This is a genomic window from Roseivivax sp. GX 12232 (assembly GCF_021272185.1).
Lineage (GTDB): Bacteria > Pseudomonadota > Alphaproteobacteria > Rhodobacterales > Rhodobacteraceae > Roseivivax.
The window spans coordinates 30395-57227 of the sequence record NZ_JAJSEC010000009.1 but is presented as its reverse complement, the minus strand read 5'-3'; the positions used below and the strand labels follow the sequence as shown (position 1 = coordinate 57227).

The window sequence follows — 26833 nt, the reverse complement described above, 5'->3', positions numbered from 1 at the left end:
GGACCGGGCGCCACCCGCGATCAGACCAGGGTCATTCCCCCGTCGATCATCACGATCTGGCCGGTCATGTAGTCGCTCTCGGGCGAGGCCAGGAAGGTGGTCGTGCCGGTGATGTCCTGCGGCCGCGCGACCCGGCCGCGCAGGATCGAAGCCGAGAACTCCTGCATCGCCTGGCCCGGCTTCTCGGCCGCGCCGATCTCCATGAGGTCGCGGTCGACCTCGTCCCACATCTCGGTGGCGACCACGCCCGGGGCGAAGCCGGTCACGGTGATGTCGTGCTTGGCCAGGTCGCGCGCCCCCGACTGGGTCAGCGAGACCACGCCCCATTTGCTGGCGCAGTAGGGGGCGACCGTGTCGAAGCCCTGCCGGCTGGCCACCGAGGCGGTGTTGACGATCTTGCCGAAGCTGCCCTGGCGGATGAACTGCTGGGCCGCCTCCTGCATGCCGATCAGGCAGCCTAGGCCGTTGACCCGCATGATGAAGGTCCAGTTCTCCTCGGTCACATCGAGGAAGTTCATCGGCTTGTTCACGCCGGCGTTGTTGAACATCACGTCGAGCTTGCCGAAGGCGCCGACCGCCTTGTCGATCATGGCGCGGACCTCGGCCCGCTCGGCCACGTCGACCTGCGCCCAGGTGACCTTGCCGCCGCCTGCCTCGGCGCGGGCGGCATTGGCCAGGGCGACCTCGCGGATCGCCGTGCCATTGATATCGGCGAAACAGACGTCGGCACCCTCGTCGAGCAGCGCCTCGCCGATCGCCCGTCCGATGCCCCGTGCCGCACCGGTGACGATGCAGGACCGACCCTTCACACGCGCCAAAGTCCCCTCCCTCGGCCAAAGTGACGTGAAAGCGCCGGGCGCGGCCACTGCCCCGCCCGGCTTGTGTGTCGACCTTAGAAGACCGGCTTGGTGTAATCGCCCATGTTGTCCTGGGTGATCTTCGGGGTGTCGAAGTAGTTGAGGAAGGGCACCTCCTCGCCGTTCAGCACGTCGATGGCGGTCTGCAGCGCCGCCTCGGCGTCATCGACCGGCGACTGGTAGATCGAGCCCCAGTATTCGCCGCGCTCCATCGCCTCGTAGCCCACCGCGAAGTTGGTGGCGCCGACGAAGATGATGCCGTCGCGGTCGGCGGCCTTGGCGGCGTTCAGCGCGCCCACGCCCATGTTGTCGTCGCCCGCATAGACGCCGTCGATGTCGTCGTATTTGACCAGGAAGGCCTCCATGACCTTCTGCGACTTCTCGCGGTTCCAGTCGCCCGGCTGGGTGTCGACCACACTCACCTCGGGGCAGACCTCGGGCAGACGGTCCTCGAAGCCCTTGGCGCGTTCGATCGCCGTGGTGTAGCCCGGCTGGCCGGTGATATGCACGACCTGGGCCTCGGTCTCGATGCCCATCTCCTTGAACTTGTCGCACATGATCTCGGCCGAGCGCGCGCCCTGGGTGATGTTGTCGGGGCCCGAGAAGGACTTCACGAAGTCGAAGCCGGCCTCGGCGATATTGGAATTGGTGACGATCACCGGGATGTCGGCCTGGAAGGCCTTGCGGACCGCGGGGATCACCGCCTCGCCGTTGGTCGGCCAGATGATGATGGCGTCGACCTCCTGCTGGATCAGGTCCTCCATCTGGGCGATCTGCCGCGCCACGTCGCCGCCGGCGTCAAGCACCACCGTCTCGACGCTGTCGTTGGCCTCGGCGGCCGCGATGAAGGCCTTCTCGTAGGTGGTCTGGTAGCTGTCCACGCCGACGTTGTTCTGCGTGATCCCGATCTTCATCGTCTCGGCGGCGGCCGCGCCTGCGAAGGCCAGCGATACGAGCGCCGTGGATGCGGCGAGTGTCTTGCGCGATGTCATGTTCGGTCTCCTCCCGAATGATCCTGTTGAACGTCTGCCCTCCGGCTCCTCCAGCCGTCGGACATCCGCCGCCGAAAGTCCGGCGAGCCCTTGAAGCCTGCCGTGCCCGGTCGCCCACGGGGTCCGTGAATATGTCCATCTTGAATATGTTCATATCCAATTTGGACATTATCGCGATACGCTGAATTGATCGATTTGAACAATCTCGAGGAGTGCCGCCGTGGTGCGACGCAGATCCCCCAACCGCCGGAGTGGCCCGCGCAAAAAGGCGCGCTCCGCGACCCACGAGACGATACCGCCGCAGATGAACGCCATGCAAGGACAACTCACGACCAGCCAGGTCTCGCCCCAGGCGAAGACCAAGATGCTGCGTATCCTGTCCTTTCTGGATAAATTCGGCGACGAGCTCGACCACACCTTCGAACTGGTGGAGCCCAATCCCTACTTTCGGATGATGCTGCACCTGGTGCGCGGCCATCTCGAGGCGAAGATCATCACGCCGACCTCCCTCGTGGGGCAAAGCCGCGTGCCTTACGCCACCGCCACCCGGCGCATGAACGAGATGGTCGAGGCCGGGCTGATCGAGCGTCGCCCCCGCACCCAGAGCGGCAAGAGCTTCTCGCTGCATCCCAGCGACAAGCTGATGGAACAATGGATGCAGCTCTCGGGCCGCGTCGAACGGCTGGCCCGCACCAGCTTCGGCGGCGCCGACCGCCCCGGCGGGGACGAGGATTACTTCTACGGCGGCTCCTATATGGCCACCAGTGCGATCCCGCCGATGCAGGTCCTCTCGGAGCCGATCAAGCTGCCGGGCGGGCTGCGGGTCCTGGTCCACGGCGATCCGACCTTCATGGTCATGGACACGCTCAAGCGGCAGTTCGAACAGGCCATCGGCGCGCAGATCCACCAGCGCGCCTTCTCCATCGACCGGCTGCGCGAGGAGGCCCGGCGCAACGCCGAGCGCAAGACCAGCCGCTACGACATCATCGCCGTCGACCTGCCCTGGATCGGGGATTTCGCGGAAAGCGGCGTGCTGATGCCGCTCGACGAGGCGATGGACATCGCCCGGCTCGATCCGGCGGATTTCCACACCGCCGGCTGGAAGGCCGCGCATTGGGGCGGACGGCCCTATGGCGCGCCGGCCCAGACCACGCCCGAGGTGCTGTTCTACCGCAAGGATCTGTTCGCCGAGGCGGGGCTGGCCGCGCCCGCGACGACCGATGCGCTTCTGAAGGCCGCCCAGCGCTTCCACGAGCCCCTGCGCGGGCGCTACGGCATCGGCTGGAACGCCGCCCGGGGCACCGCGCTTGGCCATACCGTCCTGATGACCATGGCCGATTTCGGCCAGCCGGTCCTCGATTTGCCCGAGATCGCCGGGGGCTTCGAGACCGACCACCTGGCCCGGCGCGACTACCGCCCGACGATCGACACCGAGGGCGGCCTGCGCGCCGCGGAGTTCCTGCTCCAGCTTCTGGAGTTCTCGCCGCCCGACATCCTGTCGATGTCCTGGTACGAGCGCGTCCGCCCCTATGCGGCGGGCAAGATCGCCATGGCCTATGGCTACACGCTGCTCGCGCCCTTCTTCGAGCTCGACGAGACCTCGCCGGCGGCGGGCAACACCGGCTACCTGCCGCATCCCGCGGGCCCGGGCGGCCGGGCGCTGGCGCCGGTGGGCGGCTACGTCATGGGCATTCCCGCCAATCTGCCCGAGGACCGCGTGCGCGCCGCCGTCGAGGCGCTGGTGCTCTTCACCTCGCCCGAGGCGCAGAAGATGTACGTGCAGAACGGCAGCCGCACCAACCCGCGCTATTCCGTCGGCGCCGACCCCGAGGTGCGCCGCATCTCGCCGATCTTCGAGGCGGTGGACGCCATGTCCTGGCGCGACGAGCTGCAGTTCTGGCCGCGCCCGCCGGTGCCCGAGATCACCGACATCATCCAGATCTGCGGCGAGGAATTTCACGACATGCTGCGCGGCATCGTCACGCCGCGCGAGGCCATCCGCAAGGCCCAGGCGCGGGCCGAGGCGATCGTCCGGGCCCCCGGACCCACATGATTTGAGGAGGAGAGACCAATGGACCCCAACCGCCTGACCGGCAAGCACATCCTGATCACCGGCGCCGCCCGCGGCATGGGCGCGGCCAATGCCGAGGCCTTCGCCGCCCAGGGCGCGAATGTCTGCATCGCCGATCTCGACGGCGACGAGGCCGCGCAGACCGCCGAGCGGATCAACGCCGCCGGCGGCGGCAAGGCGATTGCGGTCACCTGCGACGTCACCAAGCGCGCCGACAACGCCGCCGCGGTGGCCGCCACGGTCGAGGCCTTCGGCTCCATCAACGTCGGTCTCTTCAACGCCGGCCTGAACAAGCCCCGGTTCTTCATGGATATCGATGAGGACAACTGGGACATGATCATGAACGTCAACACCAAGGCGATGTGGCTCGGCATGCAGGAGACCGCCCGCCAGATGATCAAGCAGGGGCCGATGGAGGATCACCCCTACAAGCTGATCAACGTGGGCTCGATCGCCTCGCGCAAGCCGCTCGTGGATGTGACGGTCTATTGCACCTCGAAATACGGCTGCCTGGCGCTCACCCATTGCGGCGCCATCGGCCTGGCCGAGCACAAGATCACCGTGAACGGCTATGCCCCCGGCGTCGTCGTCACCCCGCTCTGGGAGCAGCTCGACAAGGACCTCGTGGACATCGGCTTCAAGCAGAAGGAAGGCCAGGCCTACGAGGACATCGTCCGCGACGCGCTGCAGATCAAGCGGGTCTCCTACCCCGAGGACATCACCGGCACGGCCGCTTTCCTGGCCTCGGACGACAGCGACTACATGACCGGCCAGATGATCCACATCGACGGCGGCTGGTGCATCCAGTGACGCCCCCGGGGGCGTGATCCCGCGCCCCCTTTCCGCCCTGCAGAAATCCGGTGCGTGCCCGGCACGCGCCCCAAGGAGTATTGCCTAATGTCCCGCGCACTCATGCCCAACATGCTGACCCCGCAAGACCTCGAACCGAACTGGCGATGGGAGGGGCGGATCCCCGCCTGGGGCCATACCTCGGTGGATTTCGAGCGCCGGATCGACCACGACCGCCTGCGCCGCTACCGGCTGGCGCGCACCCGCCAGGCGCTGCAGGCCTCGGGCGCGGGCACGCTCCTGCTCTTCGACGTGAACAACATCCGCTACGTCTCGGCCACCAAGATCGGCGAATGGGAGCGGGACAAGATGTGCCGCTTCTGCCTGCTGACCGGCGATGACAGCCCCTATGTCTGGGACTTCGGCTCGGCGGCGGTGCACCACCAGAAGTATTCCGACTGGCTCGAGCCCGACCACTGCCTTGCCGGCGTCGTGGGCATGCGCGGCACCATCCCGCCCGAGTTCGGCCTGATGCGCAAATACGCCAAGGAGATCGCCCGCCTCATCAAGGAGGCCGGCATGGCCGACATGCCGGTGGGCGTCGACTACGCCGAGACCGCGATGTTCCATGCCCTGCAGGAGGAAGGCATCAAGGTCGTCGATGGCCAGCAGATCATGCTGGCCGCCCGCGAGATCAAGAACTGGGACGAGATCCAGCTGCTGACCCAGGCCGCGAGCATGGTCGATGGCGTCTACCACATGATCTGGGAAGAGCTGAAACCGGGCGTGCGCGAAAACGACATCGTCGCGATGTCGAACAAGATGCTCTACGAGATGGGCTCCGACGACGTGGAGGCGATCAACGCGATCTCGGGCGAGCGCTGCAACCCGCATCCGCACAATTTCACCGACCGCTACTTCCGCCCCGGCGACCAGGCCTTCTTCGACATCCTGCAGTCCTACCAGGGCTACCGGACCTGCTACTACCGGACCTTCAACATCGGCCGGGCGACGCCCGCGCAAAACGACGCCTACGTGAAGGCGCGCGAATGGATCGACGCCTCGATCCAGATGATCAAGCCCGGCGTGAGCACCGACAAGGTCGCCGAGGTCTGGCCCAAGGCCGAGGAGTTCGGCTTCCCCTCCGAGGATGCCGCCTTCGGGCTGCAGTTCGGCCACGGGCTGGGCCTCGCGCTGCACGAACGGCCGATCATCTCCCGCGCGGTGTCGCTCGATCACCCGATGGAGATCCAGACCGGCATGGTCTTCGCGCTCGAGACCTACTGCCCCGCCGCCGACGGCTATTCCGCCGCCCGGATCGAGGAGGAGGTCGTGGTCACCGAGACCGGCTGCGAGGTGATCTCGCTCTTCCCGGCCGAGGATCTGCCGATCGCCAACCGCTACTGACCGGCCCGGGGCCCACCCCGCGACCGACCGCGGGGCCCCGACCCGCCCGCAAGCTCAGGGAAAGACCAGATGGCACAGACCAAACACAACACCGAGGACTACCTGCGGATGTACCGCCAGATGGTCCGCATCCGCACCTTCGAGGACAACGCCAACCAGCTTTATCTCTCGGCCAAGATGCCGGGGCTCACGCATATGTATTCCGGCGAGGAAGCCGTGGCGGTGGGCATCTGCGAGGCGCTGACCACCAGCGACAAGATCACCTCGACCCACCGCGGCCACGGCCATTGCGTCGCCAAGGGCGCCGCCTTCCGCGAGATGTTCTGCGAGCTTCTCGGCAAGGAAGAGGGCTACTGCCGCGGCAAGGGCGGCTCGATGCATATCGCCGACCAGTCGAACGGCAACCTCGGGGCCAATGCCATCGTCGGCGGCTCCATGGGCATCGCCACCGGATCGGCCTTCACCGCCAAGATGCTGGGCACCAAGGATGTGACCGTCTGCTTCTTCGGCGACGGCGCCACCGCCCAGGGCCTCTGGTACGAGGTGATGAACATGGCCGCGCTCTGGAAGCTGCCGGTGATCTACGCCTGCGAGAACAACGGCTATTCCGAATACACCAAGACCGAGGAGATCGCCGCCGGCTCGATCACCGCCCGCGCCGAGGCCTTCGGCATCGAGGCGCACCAGGTCGACGGCCAGGACGTGCTGGCGGTCAACAACCTCACGCGTGACCTCGTGGCCCGGGCCCGCAAGGGCGAGGGCCCCTTCTTCCTCGAGCTGATGACCTATCGCTACCACGGTCACCACGTCGGCGACATCAACCGCGAATACTACCGCTCCAAGTCCGAGGAACAGGACTGGAAGGACAACCGCGACCCGATCATCCGCTTCCGCGCCTGGCTGGTCGACCAGGGCATCGCCAGCGAGGCCGAGATCGAGGCCATGAACGGCGAGATCAAGGCCGATGCCAAATCCGCCGTCGAATACGCGCTGAACGCCAAATATCCCGACGTCTCCGAGGTGGACATGCATGTCTACGTCGGCGTCGACCACGCGCTGGCCTGAGCCCGGCCCGAGCAAGAGGAACACACCCATGCGAGAGATCACCCTGTCCCAGGCCGTGAACGAGGCGCTCGCCGAGGAGATGCGCCGGGACGAGACGGTCTTCATCATCGGCGAGGACGTCGCCGAGGCCGGCACCCCCTTCAAGGTGCTCTCGGGCCTCGTGGAGGAGTTCGGCACCCAGCGGGTCGTCGACACGCCGATCGCCGAACCGGGCTTCATGGGGCTCGCCGTCGGCGCCGCCATGACCGGCACCCGGCCCGTCGTCGACCTGATGTTCGGCGATTTCATCTACCTGATCATGGACCAGCTCTGTAACCAGGCGGCCAAGACCCACTACATGTCCGGCGGCAAGCTCTCGGTGCCGCTGGTGCTGCGCACCAACCTGGGCGCGACGCGCCGCTCGGCGGCCCAGCACAGCCAGTCGCTGCACGCGCTGGTGGCGCATATCCCGGGGCTGAAGGTCGCCCTGCCCTCCTCGGCCTACGAGGCCAAGGGCCTGATGAAGACCGCCATCCGCGACGACAACCCGGTGGTGATCTTCGAAGACAAGCTCATGTACAACGACAAGGCCCCGGTCCCCGAGGAAGAGTTCCTGATCCCCTTCGGCGAGGCCAACGTGAAGCGCGAGGGCACCGACATCACGCTGATCGGCACCTCCTCCATGGTGCAGGTCTGCGAGAAGGCCGCCGAGATCCTGGCGGCCGAGGGCATCTCGGCCGAGGTCATCGACCCGCGCACCATCGTGCCCTTGGACGAGGCGACGCTTCTGGCCTCGGCCAGGAAGACCAGCCGGGTGATCGTCGTCGACGAGGGCCACCAGAGCTACGGCGTCACCGGCGAGATCGCGAGCCGGATCAACGAGAAGGCCTTCTACCATCTCGACGCCCCGGTCCTGCGCATGGGCGCGATGGATGTGCCAGTGCCCTTCAGTCCCGCGCTCGAGGACATCACCGTGCCGACGCCCGAAGGCGTGGCCGCGCAGGCGCGCAAGCTGGTCGCACGGGAGATGATCCATGCCGCTTGAGGTCATCATGCCGGCGCTCGGCATGGCGCAGGACACCGGGCTGATCGTCTCCTGGCACAAGTCCCAGGGGGAGGCCGTGGCCGAGGGCGACGTGCTTTTCGAAGTCGAGACCGACAAGGCCACCATGGAGGTCGAGGCCCAGGGCGCGGGCTTCCTGACCGATGTGCGCGCCGAGGCCGGGGCCGAGGTGCCGGTCGGCAATGTCATCGCGGTGATCGCAGACAGCGCGGAGGCGGCGGGGGCCGGTGGCTCTGACGCGGCGTCCGGCGGGTCCGACGCCGGAACCGCTCCGGCTGCGTCCGACGACGCAAGCGGCTCGGATGCCGCCGACGACACCGCCCTGCCCGAGGGCGCCCAGGTCATCATGCCCGCGCTCGGCATGGCCCAGGACACCGGCCAGATCGTCGCCTGGCACAAGGCCCCGGGCGATGCGGTCGCCGCCGGAGACGTGCTCTTCGAGGTCGAGACCGACAAGGCCACCATGGATGTCGAGGCGGGCCACGACGGTTTCGTCGCGGCGCTCCTGGCCGAGGCCGGGGAGGATGCGCCGGTGGGCGAGCCCATCGCCATCATCTCCGCCAGCAAACCCGCCGCCCCGATCAGCCGCAGCCGCAAGGCCGGCGCGGCCCCCGCGAAGGCCGCCCCACCGGCGGCAGGCGGTGCGGAGGCGGAGACCAAGCCCGCACCAAGCGCTCCCGCCAAAGCGGGTGCGGCCAAAGCGGGCGCGCCTCAACCCGCCGCTTCCAAGGCAGGCGCGGCGCAGTCCGCCACACCCGGTGCGCAGAGCGCCGCCCCCGCCGAGGGCACCCGCATCCTCGCTTCGCCCAAGGCCCGGCGGCTGGCGCTGGAACAGGGGCTCGACCTCGCGCGCCTGGTCCGGGCGGGCCATCCCCAGCCCTACCACGCCGCCGACGTCGAGGTCTTGAAGGCCTTGCCGCCCGAGGACACCGCGCCCGGCGCCGCCGCCGCGAGCCGTCACCTGACCGCGCGCCTCCCCGAGGAAGGCTTCTCGGCCTTCGCCGACTGGGCCGCGCGCGAGATGGGCCTCGGCGACGCGACCCAGCTTCTCGCGGGGCTCGCGGGCGCCAGCCTCGACCGGGGCGCCGTCACCGTCGCGGTGGAAAGCTTCGGCGCCACCAGGGCCGTCGCGGTCCCGGGCCAGGCCCTTGGCCAGATCACCGAGGCCGAGGGCGATGCCGCCCCCGACCTGATCCTGCGCGACCTGCGCTTCAGCGCGGTCCAGACCGTCACCCTCGGCGCGGAGGCCGCGCCGGTCCTGACCCTCACCCGTGAGGGCGCGGGCCTCGCGGTCACGCTGGAATGCGGCAGCGCCCAGCTGTCGGCCTCCGAGGCCGTGACCCTCCTGTCCAATTTCGCCGGTCGGCTGGAGCTGCCGCTCCGCCACCTGCTTTGACCCCGGGGAGACCCTGCATGGAATTCACCGACCTCTACATCAACGGCAGCTGGGTGCCCGGCGCCGCCAAGGACCGTTTCGACGTCATCAACCCCGCCACCGAGGAGGTGCTGGCCTCGGTCGCCTCGGCCGAGATCGCCGATGCCGACGCCGCGCTCGACGCCGCCGAGGCCGCCATGACCGACTGGGCCGCGCGCACCCCGCGCCAGCGCTCGGAGGTGCTGCGCCGCGCCTGGGAGCTGATGACTGCGCGGCTCGAGGAATTCGCGCGCTACATCACGCTCGAGAACGGCAAGGCCCGCGCCGACGCCATGGGCGAGGCCACCTATGCGGCCGAGTTCTTCCGCTGGTTCGCCGAGGAGGCGGTTCGCGCCGACGGGATGATCACCCATGCCCCCGCCTCGGGCGCGCGGATCATGGTGCAGCACAAGCCCGCGGGCCTCGCGGTGCTGGTCACCCCCTGGAACTACCCCGCCGCCATGGGCACCCGGAAGATCGCGCCCGCGCTCGCCGCCGGCTGCGCGGTGATCATCAAGCCCGCCTCCGAGACGCCGCTGACCATGCTGGCGCTGATGCCGCTTCTGGAAGAGGCCGGCGTGCCGAAGGGCCTCGTCAACGTGCTGCCCTCGAAGCGCACCGGGGCGCTGGTCGATCACATGCTGCACGACCCGCGCGTGCGCGTCGTCTCCTTCACCGGCTCCACCGGGGTCGGGCGCAAGCTTCTGCATTCCGCCGCCGACCAGGTGCTGAAACCGGCCATGGAGCTGGGCGGCAACGCGCCCTTGATCGTCTTCGAGGACGCCGATCTCGACGTGGCGGTGGAAGGCGCGATGCTCGCCAAGATGCGCAACCTCGGCGAAGCCTGCACCGCGGCCAACCGCTTCTACGTGCACGAGAAGGTGGCGCGCGCCTTCACCGAGAAGTTCACCGCCGCGATGTCCGCGCTCAAGGTCGGCGACGGCAGCGATGCTTCGGTCGACGTGGGCCCGCTGGTGAACGCCCAGACCCGCGACAAGGTGGCCGACTTCGTGGCGGATGCGCTGGCCAAGGGCGCCAAGCTCGAATGCGGCGGCACCACGCCCGAGGGCACCGGGTTCTTCTACCCGCCCACGGTTCTGTCCAACGTCTCCGAAGACGCCGACTGCGTGCAGGACGAGATCTTCGGCCCGGTCGCCGCGATCCAGACCTTCACCGACCAGGAGGACGTCATCCGCCGGGCCAATGACACCGAATACGGGCTGGTCGCCTATGTCTTCTCCGAGGACATGAAGCGCGCGCTGCAGGTCTGCGAGCGGCTGGACTACGGCATGGTCGGCCTGAACCGCGGCCTTGTCTCGGACCCCGCGGCGCCCTTCGGCGGCACCAAGCAGTCGGGCCTCGGGCGCGAGGGCGGACACGAGGGCATGCTCGAGTTCATGGAAACGCAATACATCTCGGCAAGCTGGTAAGGAGGTGACCATGGACAGTGTGATCGCATCCCCCTCGGTCCGGGCTTTGGCCCTGGCCAAGGGCATCGAGATCGAGGCGCTGGCCCGCGAGCTGGGCCGGACCACCATCGGGCGCGAGGATGTCGAGGGCGGGGGCTCTGGTTCCGGCTCGGGCGCGCCTCAAGCCTCTGGCGGTCCCGACCCCGCCGTTACGGCCTACTGGGAGGTCGACCACGCCGCCTACGGCCCGGTCACCGAGGAGCCGATGAGCCGCTTCGCCTTGGTGGCGGCGGCCAATCTCTCGGCCGCGCATGTGGCGATCCCGCAGGTCACCCACCACGACCGCGCCGAGGTCACCGCGATCGAGGCCCTGCGCAAGCGCCTCAAGCCCGAGGCCCAGGCGCGCGGCGTGAAGCTGACCGCCCTGGCTTTCCAGGTCATGGCGCTGGCGCGTGCCCTGCGCGAGTTCCCGCGGTTCAATGCCTCGCTCTCGCCCGACGGCAAGCGGCTGATCCTGAAGGATTACGTGCATATCGGCGTGGCGGTGGACACCGCCCATGGGCTCATGGTGCCGGTGATCCGCGACGCCGACAAAAAGCGGCTCTGGCAGATCGCGGCGGAGATCGCCGATCTCGCCGGCCGCGCGCAGGCCCGCAAGCTCGGCCCCGAGGAGATGGGCGGCGCCTCGATGAGCGTCACCAGCCTCGGCGGTATCGGCGGCATCGGCTTCACCCCGATCGTGAACCCGCCCGAAGTGGCGATCCTGGGCATCACCCGGGTCGAGACCGTGACGGTCTGGGAAGGCGAGACCCCGCGCCCGGTGGACATGGTGCCGCTCGATCTGAGCTACGATCACCGGGTGATCAACGGCGCGGATGCGGCGCGCTTCCTGCGCTACCTCGGCGGGCTCATCGCCGATCCGCGCCGGCTGATGGTCTGAGGGTCCGGGCCTTCCCGGGGGGCTAGGGTCTTGGGTGCCCCTCGTGGGCGGCCCGGCCTCCACGAAGCGCGGGTCCGGCGGGGGCTCCTCCAAGCCGGACCCCGAGGGCGGGCGGCGCGCGTTCTCCCAGCGCCGCCCGTTTTCTTTTGGCCGGTTTGCCTGTGAGGCCGGTGGCGCAGCGGGCACCTTCCGAAGCGCCCCGAGGCCAAGTCGCGCCGTCACCCGAGGACCTCGGCGCCTCATCTCCAAGCCCTTTCCCTTCACTCGTCCGTTCCGGTCCCCCAGCGGGCCGCCCTGCGCCCCGTGCCCGAAGCCCCCTCACCCGATGAAATCGGCCCGCCGCTCCAGCAGGCTCTCGTAGAGGAAATCCACCAGGAGCCGCACACGCGCGACCCGGCGCAGGTCGCCGTGCATCAGAACCCAGGTCGCGCGGCTCTGGTCGAGCGCCGTGCCCGGCACCCGTTGCAGCTCGGGAAAGACGCTGGGCACCCAGGCGGCGAGGAAGCTCATCCCCGCCCCGGCCCGCGCCAGGTGCAGATGCATCGCCGGGTCCGGGATCGCGTGGCGGACCCGCGCGCGCGGAAAGGGCGAGGCGGCGATCATCGCCTCGAGCTCGGGCACCGGGCCGTAGCCGAGCCAGGTCAGCCCCTCTCCGCGCGGGCCCGCGTCATGCAGCGCCCGGTCGATGTAGCTGCGCGCCGCGAAGACCCCGATGGAGAGCGGGAAGAGCTTGCGCCCCACCACGTCGCCCGAGACCTCGCGGACATGGCGGATCGAGACGTCGGTCTCGCCGCGCTCGATCGAGTCGGTCTCGTAGGAGAGCCGCATCTCCAGGTAGATCTCGGGGTAGAGCGCGAGGAACTCGCCCAGCACCGGGGCCAGGAGGTAATGCGCGGTCATCGGATCGGCGGAGAGCCGGATGCGCCCGGAGGCCGCGCTGTCGAGCCCGCGCACCGCGTTGAAGCCCTGGCGCAGCGCCGCCTCGGCCTCGAGCGCCTGCGGCAGGAGCCGCCGCCCGGCGGCAGACAGCTCCAGCCCCCCGGCGCTGCGGCGGAAGAGCGTCACGCCAAGCTGCGCCTCGAGCCCCTCGATCTGGCGGCGCAGGGTAGCATGGGTGCCGCCCTGCGCCTCGGCCGCGCCGCGCAGGGAGCCCGCCCGCGCCACGGCCAGGAAGGCCGGCAGAGATTTCCAATCGATCATGCGGATCGATTTTGAACCATAGCGGCGCGTTTGCGGCAATAGGCGGAGTGATGACGCCCCGCTATTTCGGGGGTCACGGCACTGGTGTCACAGGAAAGGAGACCCCCATGGCTGCCACGTTATCCGCCTGGCGCATCGACCGATACGGCCCGCCCGAGGTCCTGCGCCCCGAGACCGCGCCCCTGCCCACGCCCGGCCCGCGCGAGATCCTGATCCGCATCCGCGCCTCGGCGGTGACCCGCGCCGACGGCATGATGCGCGCCGGGCGCCCGCGCTTCGCGCGGCTTTTCCTGGGCCTCGGGCGGCCGCGCCAGAACCGCTCGGGCACCGGGCTCTCGGGCGAGGTGATCGCTGTCGGCGCCGAGGTCACCCGCTTCGCCCCGGGCGACGCGGTCTTCGGCGAGGCGGGCATGCGCTTCGGCGCCAATGCGAGCCACATCTGTCTTGAGGACGGGAGCGTGCTGATGCCCAAACCCGACTGGCTGTCGCACCAGGACGCGGCGGTGCTGTGTGACGGACCGCTGACCTCCTGGCACTTTCTGCGCGAGTTGGGCGGGTTGCACGCCGGCCAGCGGGTGCTGATCCTGGGCGGCGCCGGCAGCCTCGGCAGCGCGGCGGTGCAGATCGCCCGCGCCGCCGGTGCCGAGGTGACCGCCACGGCGGGCCCGCGCAATCAAGGGCTTTTGTTGGAGCTCGGGGCCGATCACGCGATCGACTATACGAGTCGGTCCTTGGAGACGGGTGCCGCACGCTACGACGTGATCTTCGACACGCTCGGCGTCAGCAGCTTCCGCGCGATGAAGGACCAGCTGGCGGAGGGCGGGCGCTACCTCTGCCCGGTGCTGAGCCTGCCACTGCTGGCGGCGAGCCTCTGGAGCCGGGTGGTCGGTGGAAAGCGCGCCTTGTTCGCCGCCGCGGGGCTGCTGCCGCCCGAGGTGCTGCGGGGTTATCTCGGCCAGGTTCTGGGGCTGCTCGAGGAGGGCGCGTTGGTGCCGCTCCTCGACCGGGTCTACCCGTTGAGCGACCTTGTCGAGGCGCATCGGCACATGGAGACCGGCCACAAGCGCGGGAACGTGGTGGTGGTGTGAGGGGGGGCCTCGGGCCGGAGTCGGGGACGGGGCCAATTTCCGCGCTCCCCAACAGTTGAAGCGCCCCACCACCAAGCAGCACTCCAACCCGTCGACACCCGCACCGACAGAGGGCGCGCGCCGGACCGGGAGTCGGCGCTGCTGACCTTTGAGCGAGGCGCTTAATCCCGGCAAGGTCAGGGCTAGGGGTGAGCTATGCGCACCACTCACAAGAGCGCCGGCCCATCGGGCCGGTCCTGCGCGCGCCCGGCATCTTCGGTGCTATTCGGGCGCAAGGGGGCGTAGGCAGTCAATGGGTGCGCTCGACTTGGCCCTGGGTTGCGGCGGCGCATCCAGGGATCGGCTATCCGGCCAAGAATGTGACGCCTTTGGCTTTCCGCCTTTCACCTCAAGCAGCCCCCAACCCGCTCGACACCCGCTCTGACAGAGGGCGCGCGGCGGACCGGGGGCCGGCGCTGCTGACCTTTGGGCTAGGCGCTTTATCCCGGCAAGGTCAGGACTAGAGGTGAGCTATGCGCACCACCCACAAGAGCGCCGGCCCAAGGGGCCGGTCCGGCGCGCGCCCGGCACCTTCGGTGCTGTTCGGGCGCAAGGGGGTGGGCGTGGGTGTGGTTTGCTGGTCGGCTATTCAGGGCGGGAGACGCGCGGGGTGCAGTGGGGTTTTCAAGTTCGGCGATGGGTGCGGGGCTGATCATCCCCCTTCCACCGCACCAAGCCCCCCTCACCCGTCCTCCGTCCACCGCCGCACGTGATCCATATGGATGTCGAACAAATCCAGCGCCCGCCCGACCGATTGATCCACCATCTCCATCAGCGTCTTCGGCTTGCTGTAAAAAGCCGGAACCGGGGGCATCACGATGGCGCCGTTGCGGGTCGCCTGCTCCATCAGCGCGATATGGCCCGGGTGCAGCGGCGTCTCGCGGAACATCAGCACCAGCCGGCGGCGCTCCTTCAGGCAGACGTCGGCGGCGCGCGGGATCAGCTCTCCGGCGTTGCAGGTCGCGATATTCGACAGGGTCTTCACCGTGCAGGGCGCCACCAGCATGCCCGCGGTCTGGAACGAGCCCGAGGACAGCGAGGCGCCGATGTCGCGGTGACTGTAAAGCACATCCGGCAGCGCCTTCATCTCCTCCTGGGTCATGTCGACCTCGTCCTGGGCGGTGCGGAAGGCCGAGGGCGAGATGATCGCATGGGTCTCGATCCCCGGCACCTCCCGCAGGAGCTGCAGGGCGCGGATGCCGTAGATCACCCCCGAGGCGCCGGTGATCGCCACGATCAGCCGCTTCCGGCGGTCGCTCTGCGTCATCATTCCTCTCCCCTCAGCGCGGCCCAGACCCGGGCCGGGGTCGCCGGCATGTCTAGGTGTCTGACCCCGCGCGCCCCGAGCGCATCGACCACCGCGTTCACCGCGGCGGCCAGCGCGCCCACCGTCCCGGCCTCGCCCGCGCCCTTGGCGCCAAGCGGGTTGGCGGCGGTGGGCACCGGGTGGGTCAGCACCGTGATCCCAGGAATATCGTCAACCCGCGGCACCGCGTAGTCCATGAAACTCGCCGAGAGCAATTGCCCGGTCTCTGTGTCGTAGGCGACATCCTCGAGCAGCGCCTGGCCGAGGCCCTGGGCGACGCCCCCGGCGATCTGGCCCTTGACCAGCATCGGGTTGATCACCGTGCCCACGTCGTCGACCACGGTGTAGCGGTCGAGCCTGACCTGCCCGGTCTCGGGGTCGATCTCCACCTCGCAGAGGTGGCAGCCGTTGGGGAATGTCGCGCCCTCGGCATGGGCGTTGACCTCGGTGTCGAAATCGCGCTTCGCGTGGGCCAGAGCCTCGAGGAAGGAGACCGCGCCGCCGCCTTCGCTGCGGAACATGCCCGCCTCGAAGCTCAGGGCCGCCTCGGGCACCTCCAGAAGCGTCGCGGCGGCCGGGCGGGCGGCCTCCTCGGCCTCTGCCATGGCCTGCCAAAGCGCGGTGCCCACCGCGGTCAGGCTGCGCGAGCCGAAGGTGCCGGTGCCCTGCGGCACCACGCCGGTGTCGCCGGTCAGGATCTCCACCGCCTCGGGGTCGAGCCCGAGCCGCTCGCACAGGAGCTGCCGGAAGGCGGTCTCATGCCCCTGCCCGGAGCTGCAGGAGCCCAGCGCCAGCCGCCCGCTGCCCTGCGCCCCGATCGAAAGCCGGGCGTATTCGGGATGCGGCTTCTTCACCGGCCCGCTCGCGATCTCGATCGGCATGCTGAGACCGATGCCGCGCAGCCGCCCCCGCGCTTCGGTCTCGGCACGGCGCGCGGCGAAGCCCGCCCAGTCCCCGGCCTCGAGCGCGTGGTCGAGCACCCCGGCGAAATCGCCGCTGTCGTAGACCCAGCCAAGCGGCGTCTCGTAGGGCAGAGCCTCGGGCGGGATCAGGTTCATCCGCCGCAGCGCCACCCGGTCGTGGCCGGTCTCGGCGGCGGCGATGTCGAGGATGCGCTCGATGATATAGGTCGCCTCGGGCCGGCCCGCGCCGCGATAGGGCGCCACATGCAGGCAGTTGGTATAGACCCCGTCGATCACCACCCGGATCGCGGGCGTGCCGTAGACCCCGGCCAGCCCCGCCACATTGGCGACCGGCGGATGCGTCGTGGCGGGGCCCAGCACCGCGCCCATGGCCGCGGTGATGCCCACGTCGAGCGCCAGGATCCGGCCCTCGGCATCGAGCGCCAGCGCCACGTCGGCCCATTGGTCGCGGGCATGGGCGTCGGACATGAAGGATTCGGTGCGGCTGGCCTGCCAATGCACGGCCCGCCCGCTGCGCCGCGCCGCCCAGAGCGCCAGCGCATATTCGCCGTAGCCCGCGTTCTTCATCCCGAAGGAGCCGCCGGTATCGGCCGAGACGACGCGCAGCGCGCCCGGCTCGACGCCCAGGATCGGGGCCACGTCCGACGCCACCCGGTGCGGGGTCTGGGTGCCGGTGTCGAGCCGGTAGCCCTCACCTTCAGAATAGCGCGCGATCACTTCGCGGGGTTCGAGCGCGACGGCGGTCACGCGGTTGATGCGGAGCCGCGCGCGGGTCACATGGGCGGCGCCCTCGAAGGCCCCCGCGACCGCCGCGCCGTCGCCCTTCTCGACGCGGAAACAGTGGTTGTCGGGCAGCTCGGGCCAGACCTTCGGCGCGTCCTTCTCCAGGGCCACAAGCGGGTCGATCACCGCCGCGCGGTCCTCGAAATCGAGAAGGATCGCCTCGGCGGCTTCCTCGCCCGCCGCCCGGCTCTCGGCCAGGATCACCGCGATAGGCTGGCCCACGTAATGCACCGAGCCCGTGGCGAGCGGCAGCACATGCGGCACCCGCATCTCGCCGCCGTCGGGGCCGGGATGATGCAGCCGGGGCAGCATCGGGCCAAGCCCGTCCTCGGCCTGCTCCTCGGCGGTCAGCACCGCGACCACGCCGGGCATCCCGCGCGCCTCTTCGGCATCGAGCGCGGTGATCCGCCCCGCCGCCACGGGCGCGCGCAGGATCACCATCTCGAGCGCGCCCTCGGGCACCCGGTCGCCGGTGTAATCGCCCTGCCCCCTCAGGAAGCGGTCATCCTCGACCCGCACCTGCGACCGACCGATTTTCCACATGAGCTCCCCCAATCCCCGGAGGCCCTGCCCCCGTCATACGCGCGTCCCCTTGCGGGCCGCCACTTGCAAAGCATATCGTCATACATTAAGACATACAACATTCGCGGTGGAATGGATTATGGCGCAATGACCGAGCAGAAAAAGGGCGGAATCCCGACCCCGGAGGACGGCAGCAGCCCCGCCGGCCCCTGCACCGATCTGCCCGAGGGCTGGGCCTATGACGAAGGCGCCTCGGGCATCGGGCCGCTCTCGGTCGAGCTCTTCCGCAATATCGGCAAGCCACTGAAACGGCGCGAGGATCACCGGCTCGTCACCGGCAAGGGGCAGTTCACCGACGATTTCACCCGGCCCGGCCAATGTTTCGCCGCCATGGTCCGCTCACCCTATCCGCACGCCCGGATCGGTGGCATCGACGCCAGCGCGGCACTGGAACTGCCGGGCGTCGTCGCGGTGCTAACGGGCTCGGACGCCGAGGCCGACGGGCTGGGCCCGATCCCGCACAACCCCGTGCCCTCGACCCGCTTCGACGTGAAGCTGCGCGCCCCCGACGGCAGCATGCCCTTCATCGGCCCGCATGTCCTTCTGCCGACCGACAAGGCCCGCCACGTCGGCGAGGCCGTCGCCGTGGTCATCGCCGAGAGCAAGGGCGCCGCCGAGGACGCCGCCGAACTGGTCGAGGTGGACTGGGAAGAGCTGCCGCATGTGGCCGACAGCCTCGAGGCGATCACCGACAGCGCCCCGCGCGTCTGGGACGAGACCGCGAAGAACACGCTGGTCGACAGCAGCTTCGGCGACCAGGCCGCGGTCGATGCCGCCTTCGCCGCCGCAGCCCATGTCGCCAAGGCCGAGTTCCACATCAACCGCGTCACCGCCGTCACCATGGAGCCGCGCGCGGCGCTGGCCGACTACGACGCCGAAAGCGGCCGCTCCACGCTTTACGCCGGCAGCGGCGGCGCGGTCAGGCAGAAGCGCGAGCTGGCCCAGGTGCTGGGCATCCCGCAGGAGGACCTGCGCGTCCTCTCCTACGACGTCGGCGGCAACTTCGGCGCGCGGAACCGGGTCTACGTGGAGTTCGGGCTGGTGCTCTGGGCCTCGCGGCGGTTGAAGCGGCCGGTGAAATACACCGCCACCCGCTCCGAGGCTTTCCTGACCGATTACCAGGGCCGCGACCTGCACAGCCGGGTCGAGCTGGCGCTCGATGCCGACGGGCACTTCCTGGCGCTTCGGGCCGACAATATCTCGAACGTCGGCGCGCGCTGCGTCTCGCTCTCACCGCTCTCCAAGGGCTCGGGGCTGATCACCGGCTCCTATCACATCCCGCATGCGCATCTGCGCGCCCGGGCGGTCTTCACCAACACCATGTGCACCCAGGCCTACCGCAGTTCGGGCCGGCCCGAGGTCACCTATGCCATCGAGCGGCTCGTCGATATCGCCGCCGAGGAGATGGGCATCGACAAGATCGCCCTGCGCCGCCGCAACCTCGTGCCGCCCGGGGACATGCCCTACCGCAACGCCGTGGGCTCGATCTACGACAGCGGCCAATACGAGGCCAACATGGACCGCGCCATGGCGATCTTCGACTGGAGCGCCATCGAGGCCCGCCGGGCTGAGGCCGCGGGGCGCGGCAAGCTCCTGGGCGTGGGGCTGGCGAACTACGTCGAAAGCTCGATCGGCACGCCCAAGGAACGCGCCGAGATCACGCTGTCGCCCGACGGGCGGATCGAGGTGGTGATCGGCACCCAGCCCTCGGGCCAGGGCCATGAGACCTCCTTCGCGCAGGTGGTGGCCGACATGCTGCAGACCCCGGTCGAACGGGTCCGCATCGTGATCGGCGACACCGACAAGGTGAGCCTCGGCGGCGGCTCGCATTCGGGCCGCTCGATGCGGCACGCGGGCACGGTCATGGCCATGGCCTCGGCCGATCTCCTGCGCCTGGCGCGGGAGCGCGCGGCCGAACGGCTGGGCCTGCCGCCCGGGGATCTGAGCTTCGAAGGCGGCGCCTTCTCGGGCCGCGAGACCAACCGCTCGGTCACCCTGGCGGAGCTGTCGACCGAGGACGACCCGCTTTTTGCCGCGCGCACCAACGAGATGCACGCCCCGGTCTTTCCCAATGGCACCGCCATCTGCGAGGTCGAGATCGACCCGGTGACCTGCCAGATCGGCATCACCCGCTACGCCTCGATCGACGACGTGGGCCGCTGCATCAACCCGCTGATCGTGCACGGCCAGAGCCATGGCGGCATCGCCCAGGGCGTCGGCCAGGCGATGTGGGAGAACTGCGCCATCGACCCCGAAAGCGGCCAGCCGCTGTCGGGCTCGCTGATGGACTACGGCATGCCGCGCGCCGACAACCTGCCCTTCTACGACTGCGAGATCGCCGAGGTGCTCTCGCCCACCAATCCCTTCGGCATCAAGGCCGGCGGCGAGGGCGGCACCACGCCGGCGCTCGCCACCGTCACGCTCGCCGTGCTGGATGCGCTGCGCGCGCATGGGGTGCGGGACATTTCCATGCCGATCACGCCGCAGCGGATCTGGCAGGCGCTGAGTGACGCCGGCGCGACAGCTTTCGACAGGGAGACCGCAGAGACATGACCGCCCCGCGCCACAAGACCCGCGTGATCGCCTTCCCGGGCGCCCCGAACCTGCCGATCTTCGCCGCCCTGGAAGAGGGCTTCTTCGCCGAGCGCGACCTCGCCGTCGAGATCGAGCTGACGCCCTCGAGCATCTACCAGGCCGAAGAGGTCGCGGCGGGCACCTTCGACGTCGCCATGACCGCCTTCGACAATGTCGTGGCCTATTCCACCGGCCAGGGCGCCGCGGGGCCCGGGGTCGATCCGGCTTACGTGGCCGTCATGGGCGCGACCCAGCTCGAGCTGAGCTTTGTCACCGCCCCCGAGATCACCCGCTTCGAGGATCTGCGCGGTCGCAGCATCGCGCTTGACGCCAAGGACACGGGCTTTGCCTTCGTGCTTTCGGAGATGCTCGAACGCGCGGGCCTCGCCCCGGGCGAGACCGACTACGTGGCCGTCGGCGCCACGCCCCAGCGCTGGCAGTCGGTGCAGGCGGGCACCCATGTCGGCACGCTGACCATCGAGCCCTTCACCACGCTGGCGACCCGCGCGGGCTTCCAGGTCCTGCAGAAATCGACCGACATCCTGCCCGCCTACCAGGGCGGCGTCATGGCGGCGAACCGGGGCTACCGCGAGGCCCAGCCCGAGGCGCTGTCGGCCTATATGCGCGGCTATCTCGCCGGGCTCGACTGGGTGCGCCGCCCGAAGAACCGCGAGGCCGCCGCCGCGCATCTGCAAAAGCACATGCCCGCGATCAAGCCGCAGGCGGTGGCGCCGGTCATGGCAAGCCTGCTCGATCCGCGCTCGGGGCTGACCCCGGAAGGCGCGATCCTGCCCGAGGGCATGGCCTGCGTCCTCGACCTCCGGAGCCGCCACGGCTCGGGCGGGGCGCTGTCCGAGGACATCGCGCCTTACATCGACCTCTCCCTCTGGGAGGAGATCCGCAAGGGAGCGCCCGCATGAGCCAGAGCGAGATCGCCATCACCGTGAACGGCACCGAGCGCCGCGCCGAGGTCGAGGACCGGCTGCTGCTCGTGGACTTCCTGCGCGAGCACCTGGGCCTGACCGGCACGCATGTGGGCTGCGACACCTCGCAATGCGGCGCCTGCACGGTGATCCTCGACGGCCAGGCGGTGAAAAGCTGCACGGTTCTGGCCGTCATGGCCGAGGGGGCCGAGATCCGCACCATCGAGGGGCTGGCCGAGGGCGAGAGCCTGCACCCCATGCAGGAGGCCTTCTGCACCCATCACGCCCTGCAATGCGGCTTCTGCACCCCGGGGATGATCATGGCGGCGGTCAACCTGGTGGACCGGCACGGGCCGGATGTCGACGCCGAGACGGTGCGCCACCAGCTCGAGGGCAACCTCTGCCGCTGCACCGGCTACCACAACATCGTCAAGGCGGTGCTCGCGGCGGCGGGCGCGCAGAGGACCCCGGCGGAGTAAGGCGCGATGATGTATCCCTTCTCCTACCACCGCGCGCGCACGCTGGACGAGGCCCGCGCCTATTTCGAGGGCGGCGAGGATGCGGCCTATCTCTCGGGCGGGCATTCGCTTTTGCCGACCATGAAGAACCGGCTCGCGGCGCCCGACCGGCTGGTGCATCTCGCGGCGATCCCCGAACTTCGGGGCATCACCCGCGCGGGCGACCGGCTGTCGATCGGCGCCGCCGAGACCCATGCCGCCGTGGCCGCCTCCCCCGAGGTGCGCGGCGCGATCCCGGCGCTGGCGGCGCTCGCCGGGTCGATCGGCGATCCGCAGGTGCGCCATCGCGGCACGATCGGCGGCTCGCTCGCCAACAACGACCCGGCGGCGGATTACCCCGCCGCGGCGCTGGCCCTCGACGCGGTGATCGAAACCTCGGAGCGCGCGATCTCGGCGGACAACTTCTTCCAGGGGATGTTCACCACGGCGCTCGACGAGGGCGAGATCATCACCCGCGTCACCTTCACGGTCCCGGACAGCGCGGGCTACGCCAAGATGCGCAACCCCGCCTCGCGCTACGCGCTGGCGGCGAGCTTCGTCGCCCGGAGGCCGGGTGGCGTGCGGCTGGCGATCACCGGGGCGGGCAACAACGGCGTCTTCCGCTGGTCCGAGGCCGAGGCGGCGCTGGCCACCCGCTTCGAGCGCGGGGCGCTGGCGGGGCTGGCGCTCGATCCCGGCGACATGATGTCGGACATGCATGCCGACGCGCGCTACCGGGCGCATCTCTGCGCCGTGGCGAGTGCCGAGGCGGTGGGTCATCAGGGGAAGCTGACGCTGCTTTGAGAGAGGCTCGGGCCGGCTTGAGGGCGCGTCTCCTGTCGCGCCCACCAAAGCCTGTGCGTTGGGTTAGAGCACCTCGCGCGTGGCCACAGACCACCCCGCTTTCTCAGCCAATCACCACCACGTCGGGCTAGTTGACCTCGGCCGCCTCGAGAAGCGGCGCAAGCAGCGCCTCGGGCACTTCGGCCCTTCCCGCGAAATAGGCAACCGCCAGCGCGAGGTTCCGGGCCGCATCGCCCTGCCCCTCTGCCTCGGGCTGCGCCGCGGCCCATTCGGCCAGCCGGACCATCTCGATCTTCTCGGCGGAGAGCTCGGCGCGCTTGATCGCGCTCCGCAGCGCCTCTGTCGCCTCCGAGGGCGCGGGTGCCGGCCCGGACTTCAGCCGCCGCCGGAGCGCGCGGAGCGGCTGGACCATCTCGGCGCGCCAATCGGCCACCACGCCGTCGAGCGCCGCCATACCCGTGGCATCGAGCCCCCGCCCCCGGCGCCCCATCCAGAGCGCGGTGAGCAGCACCGGCACATCCGCGCCGAAGCGGTCCTGCAGTTCGAGACAGGCCGCCGAGACACCCGGTGCGCCGTAAACCGCCAGGGCGAAGCGCCAGAGATCCTCGGCGGGGGTATCCGCGTCCGACACCCGCCCGGCCCTATTCGGCGAAGCCCAGCGCCGATCTCGCGGCGTTGTCGACATGGGCGCGGGCGGCGGTCCGCACCGCGTCCACGTCGCGCGCCAGAAGGGCTGTCTTCAGGGCGGCGATCTCCTCGATCGACTGGCTCTGGCGCTCCTTGCGCACCACCGAACGGCTGCGGAGCTGCGCGGTGCGCAGCGTCAGCCGGCCCAGGAGCTCGCGCGCGATGCGGTTGTCGGCGCAGTCGCAGATGAAATCGTAAAGCGCCCGCTTGGCATCCACGATGGCGACGAAATCGCCGCTCTTGTAGGCGGCGATGATGTCGTCACACAGCGTCTCGGCCTCGGAGAGCGCCTTGCCGTCGGCGGCATCCAGGAACTGCTCGAAGACCAGCGCCTCGATGTCGGCGCGGATGCGGTAGATGTTCTCGGCGTCGCGGCGCGAGATCTTCACCACGGTCAGCCCGCGCGCGCCGAGCTGGGCCACCACGCCCTCGGCCTCGAGCTCGCGCAGCGCCTCGCGCAGCGAGGTGCGGCTGACGCCGAGCTGTTCGCAGAGGTCCTTCTCGACCAGCCGTTCACCGGGTTGCAGCTGCCCCCGCTCGATGGCCCGGCGCATAGATTCGATGATCTTGGCGCGCAGCGGAGCCGCTTCGAACTGGATGGGGGACAGCCGCCCCGAGTTGGTCTCCGCCATGATCCACGTCCTCCAATGATGCGGCCCGAAGGGGCGCTAGCGCGCCCGCCGGCCGGCTCTTTTCTTCACGGCCCCGAATACCAGGGGCGCCATCAGCACGATCATGCTGATCCGTAACAGGTGATGACTGGCCACGTAGGCAATATCGGCATCCATCGCCAGCGCGACCAGGCTCATTTCCGCCAGCCCGCCCGGAGAATAGGCCAGGATCACCTGCTCGAGCGTCTGATTGAACATGCCGAAGAGCAGCAGCGCAAAGCCGAAGGTGATCGCCAGCATCAGGACTGTTGCACCGATGCTGAGCCCGATGGCGCGCAGGATGGTCCCGGGCGCGGCGCCCACGAAGCGGCAGCCGATGATCGTGCCGAGGAAGACCTGCGCGACGATCACCAGTTCCTGCGGCGGCGGGCTGGCGGTGAGCCCGCCCAGATGCACCGCCGCGCTGACGATCATCGGGCCGAGGAGCATCGGCGCCGGCAGCCGCAGGTATTTGCCCAGCGCGTAGCCCGCGACGCCGGCAAGGAACAGGATCACCAGCTCGCTGCCCGGGATCTCGGCGAAAGGCGTGCCGAACTGCGAGCGGTCCGAGAGGTCGACGCCCTGGATCAGCCGGAACCAGACCGCGACCAGCGCCACCACGATGACGATGCGGCTGGCGTGCGCCAGCGCGATGGCGCGGTCGTCGCCGCCCATCTCCTTGCCGACGATCATCATCTCGTTGAGCCCGCCGGGCATCCCGGCGAAATAGGCGGTGGGCAGGTCGAAGCCGCCGACCCAGCGGTAATAGGGAATGACCACCGCCCCGCTGATCGCGATATATAGCCCCAGGAACAGGAAAGAGAGCGTCCATAGGCCGAGCTGATCGAGGATCTCGGGCGTGAAACCCGAGCCCAGCATCACCCCGATGACCACGACCACATAGGGCCGGACCCGCACCGGAGAGGCCACCGGCAGCCGACCGATCGCCGCCAGCGTGTTGACGATCATCGCCCCCAGCATCCAGGGCAAGGGCAGCGTCAGCCAGTAGAAGACCGCGCCCGCCGCCGCGCCGAGCGCAAGCGCGAATAGGATCTGCGGCAGCCCCCGCGCGGGGCCGCCCCCGGCCCCCGGGGGGCCCGCGTCTTTGGCAGCTGCCGCGCTCACCCTTCGATGTCGCGAACCGGCGTTTCGGGCTTCATGCCGCCCCGCTGGCGCCCCTCGGTCACCCGGCCGTTGTCCTCCCAGTCGCCGGCGACGGCGCGGTCGGCGTAGTCCGACCAGAGGTCCGACCAGTCGCCCAGCTCGTAGCCGTGCCAGGGCGGCTGCGGCGTCAGGCGCGGCAGTTGCAGCTCTTCCCAGATCTTCCGGGCGCGCGTCATGTAGGGCTCGCGCGGGAGCGCCAAGGGCGGCATGGCGGCCTTCAGCGTGGCGTCGATCATCAGCGTCGAATCCGCGCCGCTCCGCCCCGATTTCGGCCCGTGCCCGCCCGAGCGGTAGGGCGTCACATGCAGGTCGGTCGAGAGATTGGCGCGATAGGCGATCGACCAGAAGATCGCGTCGGCGTTGTTGGGCTCGATGTCCTCGGAGACGGCGATAACCACCTTGCCGCATTGCGCCTGCAGCGCCGCCGCCCCCTGCAGCCCGCGCCAGACCTCGGTCTGCGGCGCGCTGCGGTCGAACTGCAGGAAGATCACCTTGCGGATATTGGTCAAGGGCTCGTGCATGACGACCCGGGTGATGCCCTTGACGTTCAGGACGTTCTTCAGGTGCTCGAAGTAGAGCGGCTCATAGGCGACCTTCTTCAAGGTCGAGCTTTCGCTGGGCGTGACCTGGCTGACGATGGAAACGAAGACCGGCTTCTTCTTCGTGGTGATCGCGGTCACCTGCATCGACATGTTGAAATCCTCGAGCGCCACATGGCCGTGGCTTTCGCCGAAGGGCCCCTCGGGTTCGAGGTAGTCGATGGCGATCTCGCCCTCGATCACGATCTCGGCGTCGGCGGGCACCTCGAGGTCGACGGTCTTGCAGGCCACGGTGCGCACCGGCGCGCCGATCAGCCCGCCGGCCACGGCCATCTCGTCCTGGTCGATCGGCAGCTTCTGCGGCCCGGTGAACAGCACCGCCGGCGCGCAGCCGATGACGATGGCCACGGGCATCTTCTCGCCGCGTTCCTTGTATTTCAGCCAGTGCTGGTAGCCGCCCGCCCCGCCGAGACGGCTGGCCATGCGCACGCCCAGCCGGTCGCGGGCCTTCAGCTGACCGCGGTAGGTGCCCATGTTGCGGATGCCCGACTCGGGGTCCTTGGTCACCACCAGCGTGGCGGTGAGATAGGGCGCGGCGTCGAAGCCCGGGGTCGAGATCGGCACCGGCAGCGCCGCGAGGCCGCCGCCCTCGCGGGTCAGATCCGCGCCGGTCATCACCACTTCCTGGCAGGGCGCCTCGGTGACCACCTCGGGCGGGATCGGGTTCTGCATGGCGCGCACCCAGACCTCGCCGATCTCCTCGACCGAAACGCCGAGCCCGGCGGCGTAGATCTCGGGGTTGGCGGCCAGCGCGCCCACGGTCACCGGGATGTCGTAGGAGCGGCCCTTGCCGTCGGTCACATCGGTATAAAGGAAGGCCTTGCGGTCCTCGGCGGGGATGCCGCCCTGGAACTGCCACCGCGCCAGCGGGTGCAGCTCGCTGTCCTTGTCGATGGGGATTTCGATCCGCTGCAGGAGGCCCTTTTCCTCCAGCCGCGAGAGATGATCCTGAAGATCCATGGGGGCCCGGGTCCCCTGCGCATTCGACATCGTGGTCCACCGTCACTGAAGCGCCGCCTGCAGGATCT

At 69.6% G+C, this 26833-nt stretch carries 22 protein-coding genes; 13 read left to right on the top strand and 9 right to left on the bottom strand.

The window, feature by feature from the left end; all coding sequences use genetic code 11:
- Positions 1-20: 20 nt before the first annotated feature.
- Together LR948_RS14790 and LR948_RS14785 are read right to left on the bottom strand one after the other, a co-directional pair.
- Entirely contained in the window at positions 21-818 is a 798-nt protein-coding gene (locus tag LR948_RS14790) for an SDR family oxidoreductase (protein WP_232754852.1), read from the bottom strand.
- 74 nt (positions 819-892) lie between these two features.
- Positions 893-1849, bottom strand: a complete 957-nt coding sequence (locus tag LR948_RS14785) for a sugar ABC transporter substrate-binding protein (RefSeq protein WP_232754851.1) — start codon at positions 1847-1849, stop codon at positions 893-895.
- 304 nt (positions 1850-2153) lie between these two features.
- Here LR948_RS14785 and LR948_RS14780 point away from each other — a divergent pair, with 304 nt between their 5' ends.
- The 8 genes from LR948_RS14780 (at position 2154) to LR948_RS14745 (ending at position 11986) form a co-directional block, all read left to right on the top strand.
- Positions 2154-3902 (top strand): extracellular solute-binding protein, encoded by a 1749-nt coding sequence (locus LR948_RS14780; protein ID WP_232754850.1) that lies wholly within the window; start codon positions 2154-2156, stop codon positions 3900-3902.
- Between the two features lie 18 nt (positions 3903-3920).
- Positions 3921-4730: an SDR family NAD(P)-dependent oxidoreductase gene (locus LR948_RS14775; RefSeq protein WP_232754849.1), complete on the top strand. Its 810-nt coding sequence runs from the start codon at positions 3921-3923 to the stop codon at positions 4728-4730.
- A gap of 87 nt (positions 4731-4817) precedes the next feature.
- Positions 4818-6116, top strand: a complete 1299-nt coding sequence (locus LR948_RS14770) for a Xaa-Pro peptidase family protein (protein WP_232754848.1) — start codon at positions 4818-4820, stop codon at positions 6114-6116.
- 69 nt (positions 6117-6185) lie between these two features.
- Complete coding sequence (locus LR948_RS14765; protein WP_232754847.1) at positions 6186-7181, top strand: thiamine pyrophosphate-dependent dehydrogenase E1 component subunit alpha; 996 nt, start codon at positions 6186-6188, stop codon at positions 7179-7181.
- 28 nt (positions 7182-7209) lie between these two features.
- On the top strand, positions 7210-8205 hold the full coding sequence (locus LR948_RS14760; protein WP_232754846.1) for an alpha-ketoacid dehydrogenase subunit beta: 996 nt from the start codon (positions 7210-7212) through the stop codon (positions 8203-8205).
- Positions 8195-9619: a biotin/lipoyl-containing protein gene (locus LR948_RS14755; RefSeq protein ID WP_232754845.1), complete on the top strand. Its 1425-nt coding sequence runs from the start codon at positions 8195-8197 to the stop codon at positions 9617-9619. The genes LR948_RS14760 and LR948_RS14755 overlap by 11 nt, the downstream gene beginning before the upstream one ends.
- 17 nt (positions 9620-9636) lie before the next feature.
- Positions 9637-11067, top strand: a complete 1431-nt coding sequence (locus tag LR948_RS14750; RefSeq protein ID WP_232754844.1) for an NAD-dependent succinate-semialdehyde dehydrogenase — start codon at positions 9637-9639, stop codon at positions 11065-11067.
- Between the two features lie 10 nt (positions 11068-11077).
- Positions 11078-11986, top strand: a complete 909-nt coding sequence (locus LR948_RS14745) for a 2-oxo acid dehydrogenase subunit E2 (protein WP_232754843.1) — start codon at positions 11078-11080, stop codon at positions 11984-11986.
- Positions 11987-12304: 318 nt separating this feature from the next.
- On the opposite strand, the gene LR948_RS14740 is transcribed toward LR948_RS14745, so the two are convergent.
- A complete protein-coding gene (locus tag LR948_RS14740; RefSeq protein WP_232754842.1) occupies positions 12305-13186 on the bottom strand; it encodes a LysR family transcriptional regulator in 882 nt (293 codons plus the stop codon).
- A gap of 107 nt (positions 13187-13293) precedes the next feature.
- Here LR948_RS14740 and LR948_RS14735 point away from each other — a divergent pair, with 107 nt between their 5' ends.
- Complete coding sequence (locus LR948_RS14735; RefSeq protein ID WP_232754841.1) at positions 13294-14274, top strand: NAD(P)-dependent alcohol dehydrogenase; 981 nt, start codon at positions 13294-13296, stop codon at positions 14272-14274.
- Positions 14275-14995: 721 nt separating this feature from the next.
- Here the strand turns inward: LR948_RS14735 and LR948_RS14730 are convergent.
- Both LR948_RS14730 and LR948_RS14725 read right to left on the bottom strand, forming a co-directional pair.
- Positions 14996-15583, bottom strand: a complete 588-nt coding sequence (locus LR948_RS14730) for a UbiX family flavin prenyltransferase (RefSeq protein WP_304621979.1) — start codon at positions 15581-15583, stop codon at positions 14996-14998.
- Positions 15580-17868 carry a xanthine dehydrogenase family protein molybdopterin-binding subunit gene (locus LR948_RS14725; protein ID WP_232754840.1) on the bottom strand — a complete coding sequence of 763 codons (2289 nt, stop codon included), beginning with the start codon at positions 17866-17868 and terminating at the stop codon, positions 15580-15582. The genes LR948_RS14730 and LR948_RS14725 overlap by 4 nt, the downstream gene beginning before the upstream one ends.
- 126 nt (positions 17869-17994) lie before the next feature.
- On the opposite strand from LR948_RS14725, the gene LR948_RS14720 reads away from it, so the two are divergent.
- The 4 genes from LR948_RS14720 to LR948_RS14705 are packed head-to-tail and all read left to right on the top strand — an operon-like array spanning position 17995 to position 22705.
- Entirely contained in the window at positions 17995-20460 is a 2466-nt protein-coding gene (locus LR948_RS14720; RefSeq protein ID WP_232754839.1) for a xanthine dehydrogenase family protein molybdopterin-binding subunit, read from the top strand.
- Complete coding sequence (locus LR948_RS14715) at positions 20457-21401, top strand: ABC transporter substrate-binding protein (protein ID WP_232754838.1); 945 nt, start codon at positions 20457-20459, stop codon at positions 21399-21401. Before LR948_RS14720 ends, LR948_RS14715 begins: the two co-directional genes overlap by 4 nt.
- On the top strand, positions 21398-21883 hold the full coding sequence (locus LR948_RS14710) for a (2Fe-2S)-binding protein (protein ID WP_232754837.1): 486 nt from the start codon (positions 21398-21400) through the stop codon (positions 21881-21883). The genes LR948_RS14715 and LR948_RS14710 overlap by 4 nt, the downstream gene beginning before the upstream one ends.
- 6 nt (positions 21884-21889) lie before the next feature.
- Entirely contained in the window at positions 21890-22705 is an 816-nt protein-coding gene (locus LR948_RS14705) for a xanthine dehydrogenase family protein subunit M (RefSeq protein WP_370634976.1), read from the top strand.
- Positions 22706-22832: 127 nt separating this feature from the next.
- Here the strand turns inward: LR948_RS14705 and LR948_RS14700 are convergent, their stop codons facing one another.
- From LR948_RS14700 to LR948_RS14685, 4 genes are read right to left on the bottom strand one after another with little or no spacing between them, the layout of a single operon-like run.
- Positions 22833-23336: a TIGR02444 family protein gene (locus LR948_RS14700; RefSeq protein ID WP_232754836.1), complete on the bottom strand. Its 504-nt coding sequence runs from the start codon at positions 23334-23336 to the stop codon at positions 22833-22835.
- Positions 23337-23346: 10 nt separating this feature from the next.
- The gene (locus LR948_RS14695) at positions 23347-24024 is read right to left on the bottom strand and encodes a GntR family transcriptional regulator (protein ID WP_232754835.1); all 678 of its coding nucleotides are present in this window, start codon (positions 24022-24024) and stop codon (positions 23347-23349) included.
- Between the two features lie 36 nt (positions 24025-24060).
- The gene (locus tag LR948_RS14690) at positions 24061-25167 is read right to left on the bottom strand and encodes an AbrB family transcriptional regulator (RefSeq protein ID WP_232754834.1); all 1107 of its coding nucleotides are present in this window, start codon (positions 25165-25167) and stop codon (positions 24061-24063) included.
- The gene (locus LR948_RS14685) at positions 25164-26765 is read right to left on the bottom strand and encodes a UbiD family decarboxylase (protein ID WP_232754833.1); all 1602 of its coding nucleotides are present in this window, start codon (positions 26763-26765) and stop codon (positions 25164-25166) included. Before LR948_RS14685 ends, LR948_RS14690 begins: the two co-directional genes overlap by 4 nt.
- Between the last annotated feature and the right edge of the window lie 68 nt (positions 26766-26833).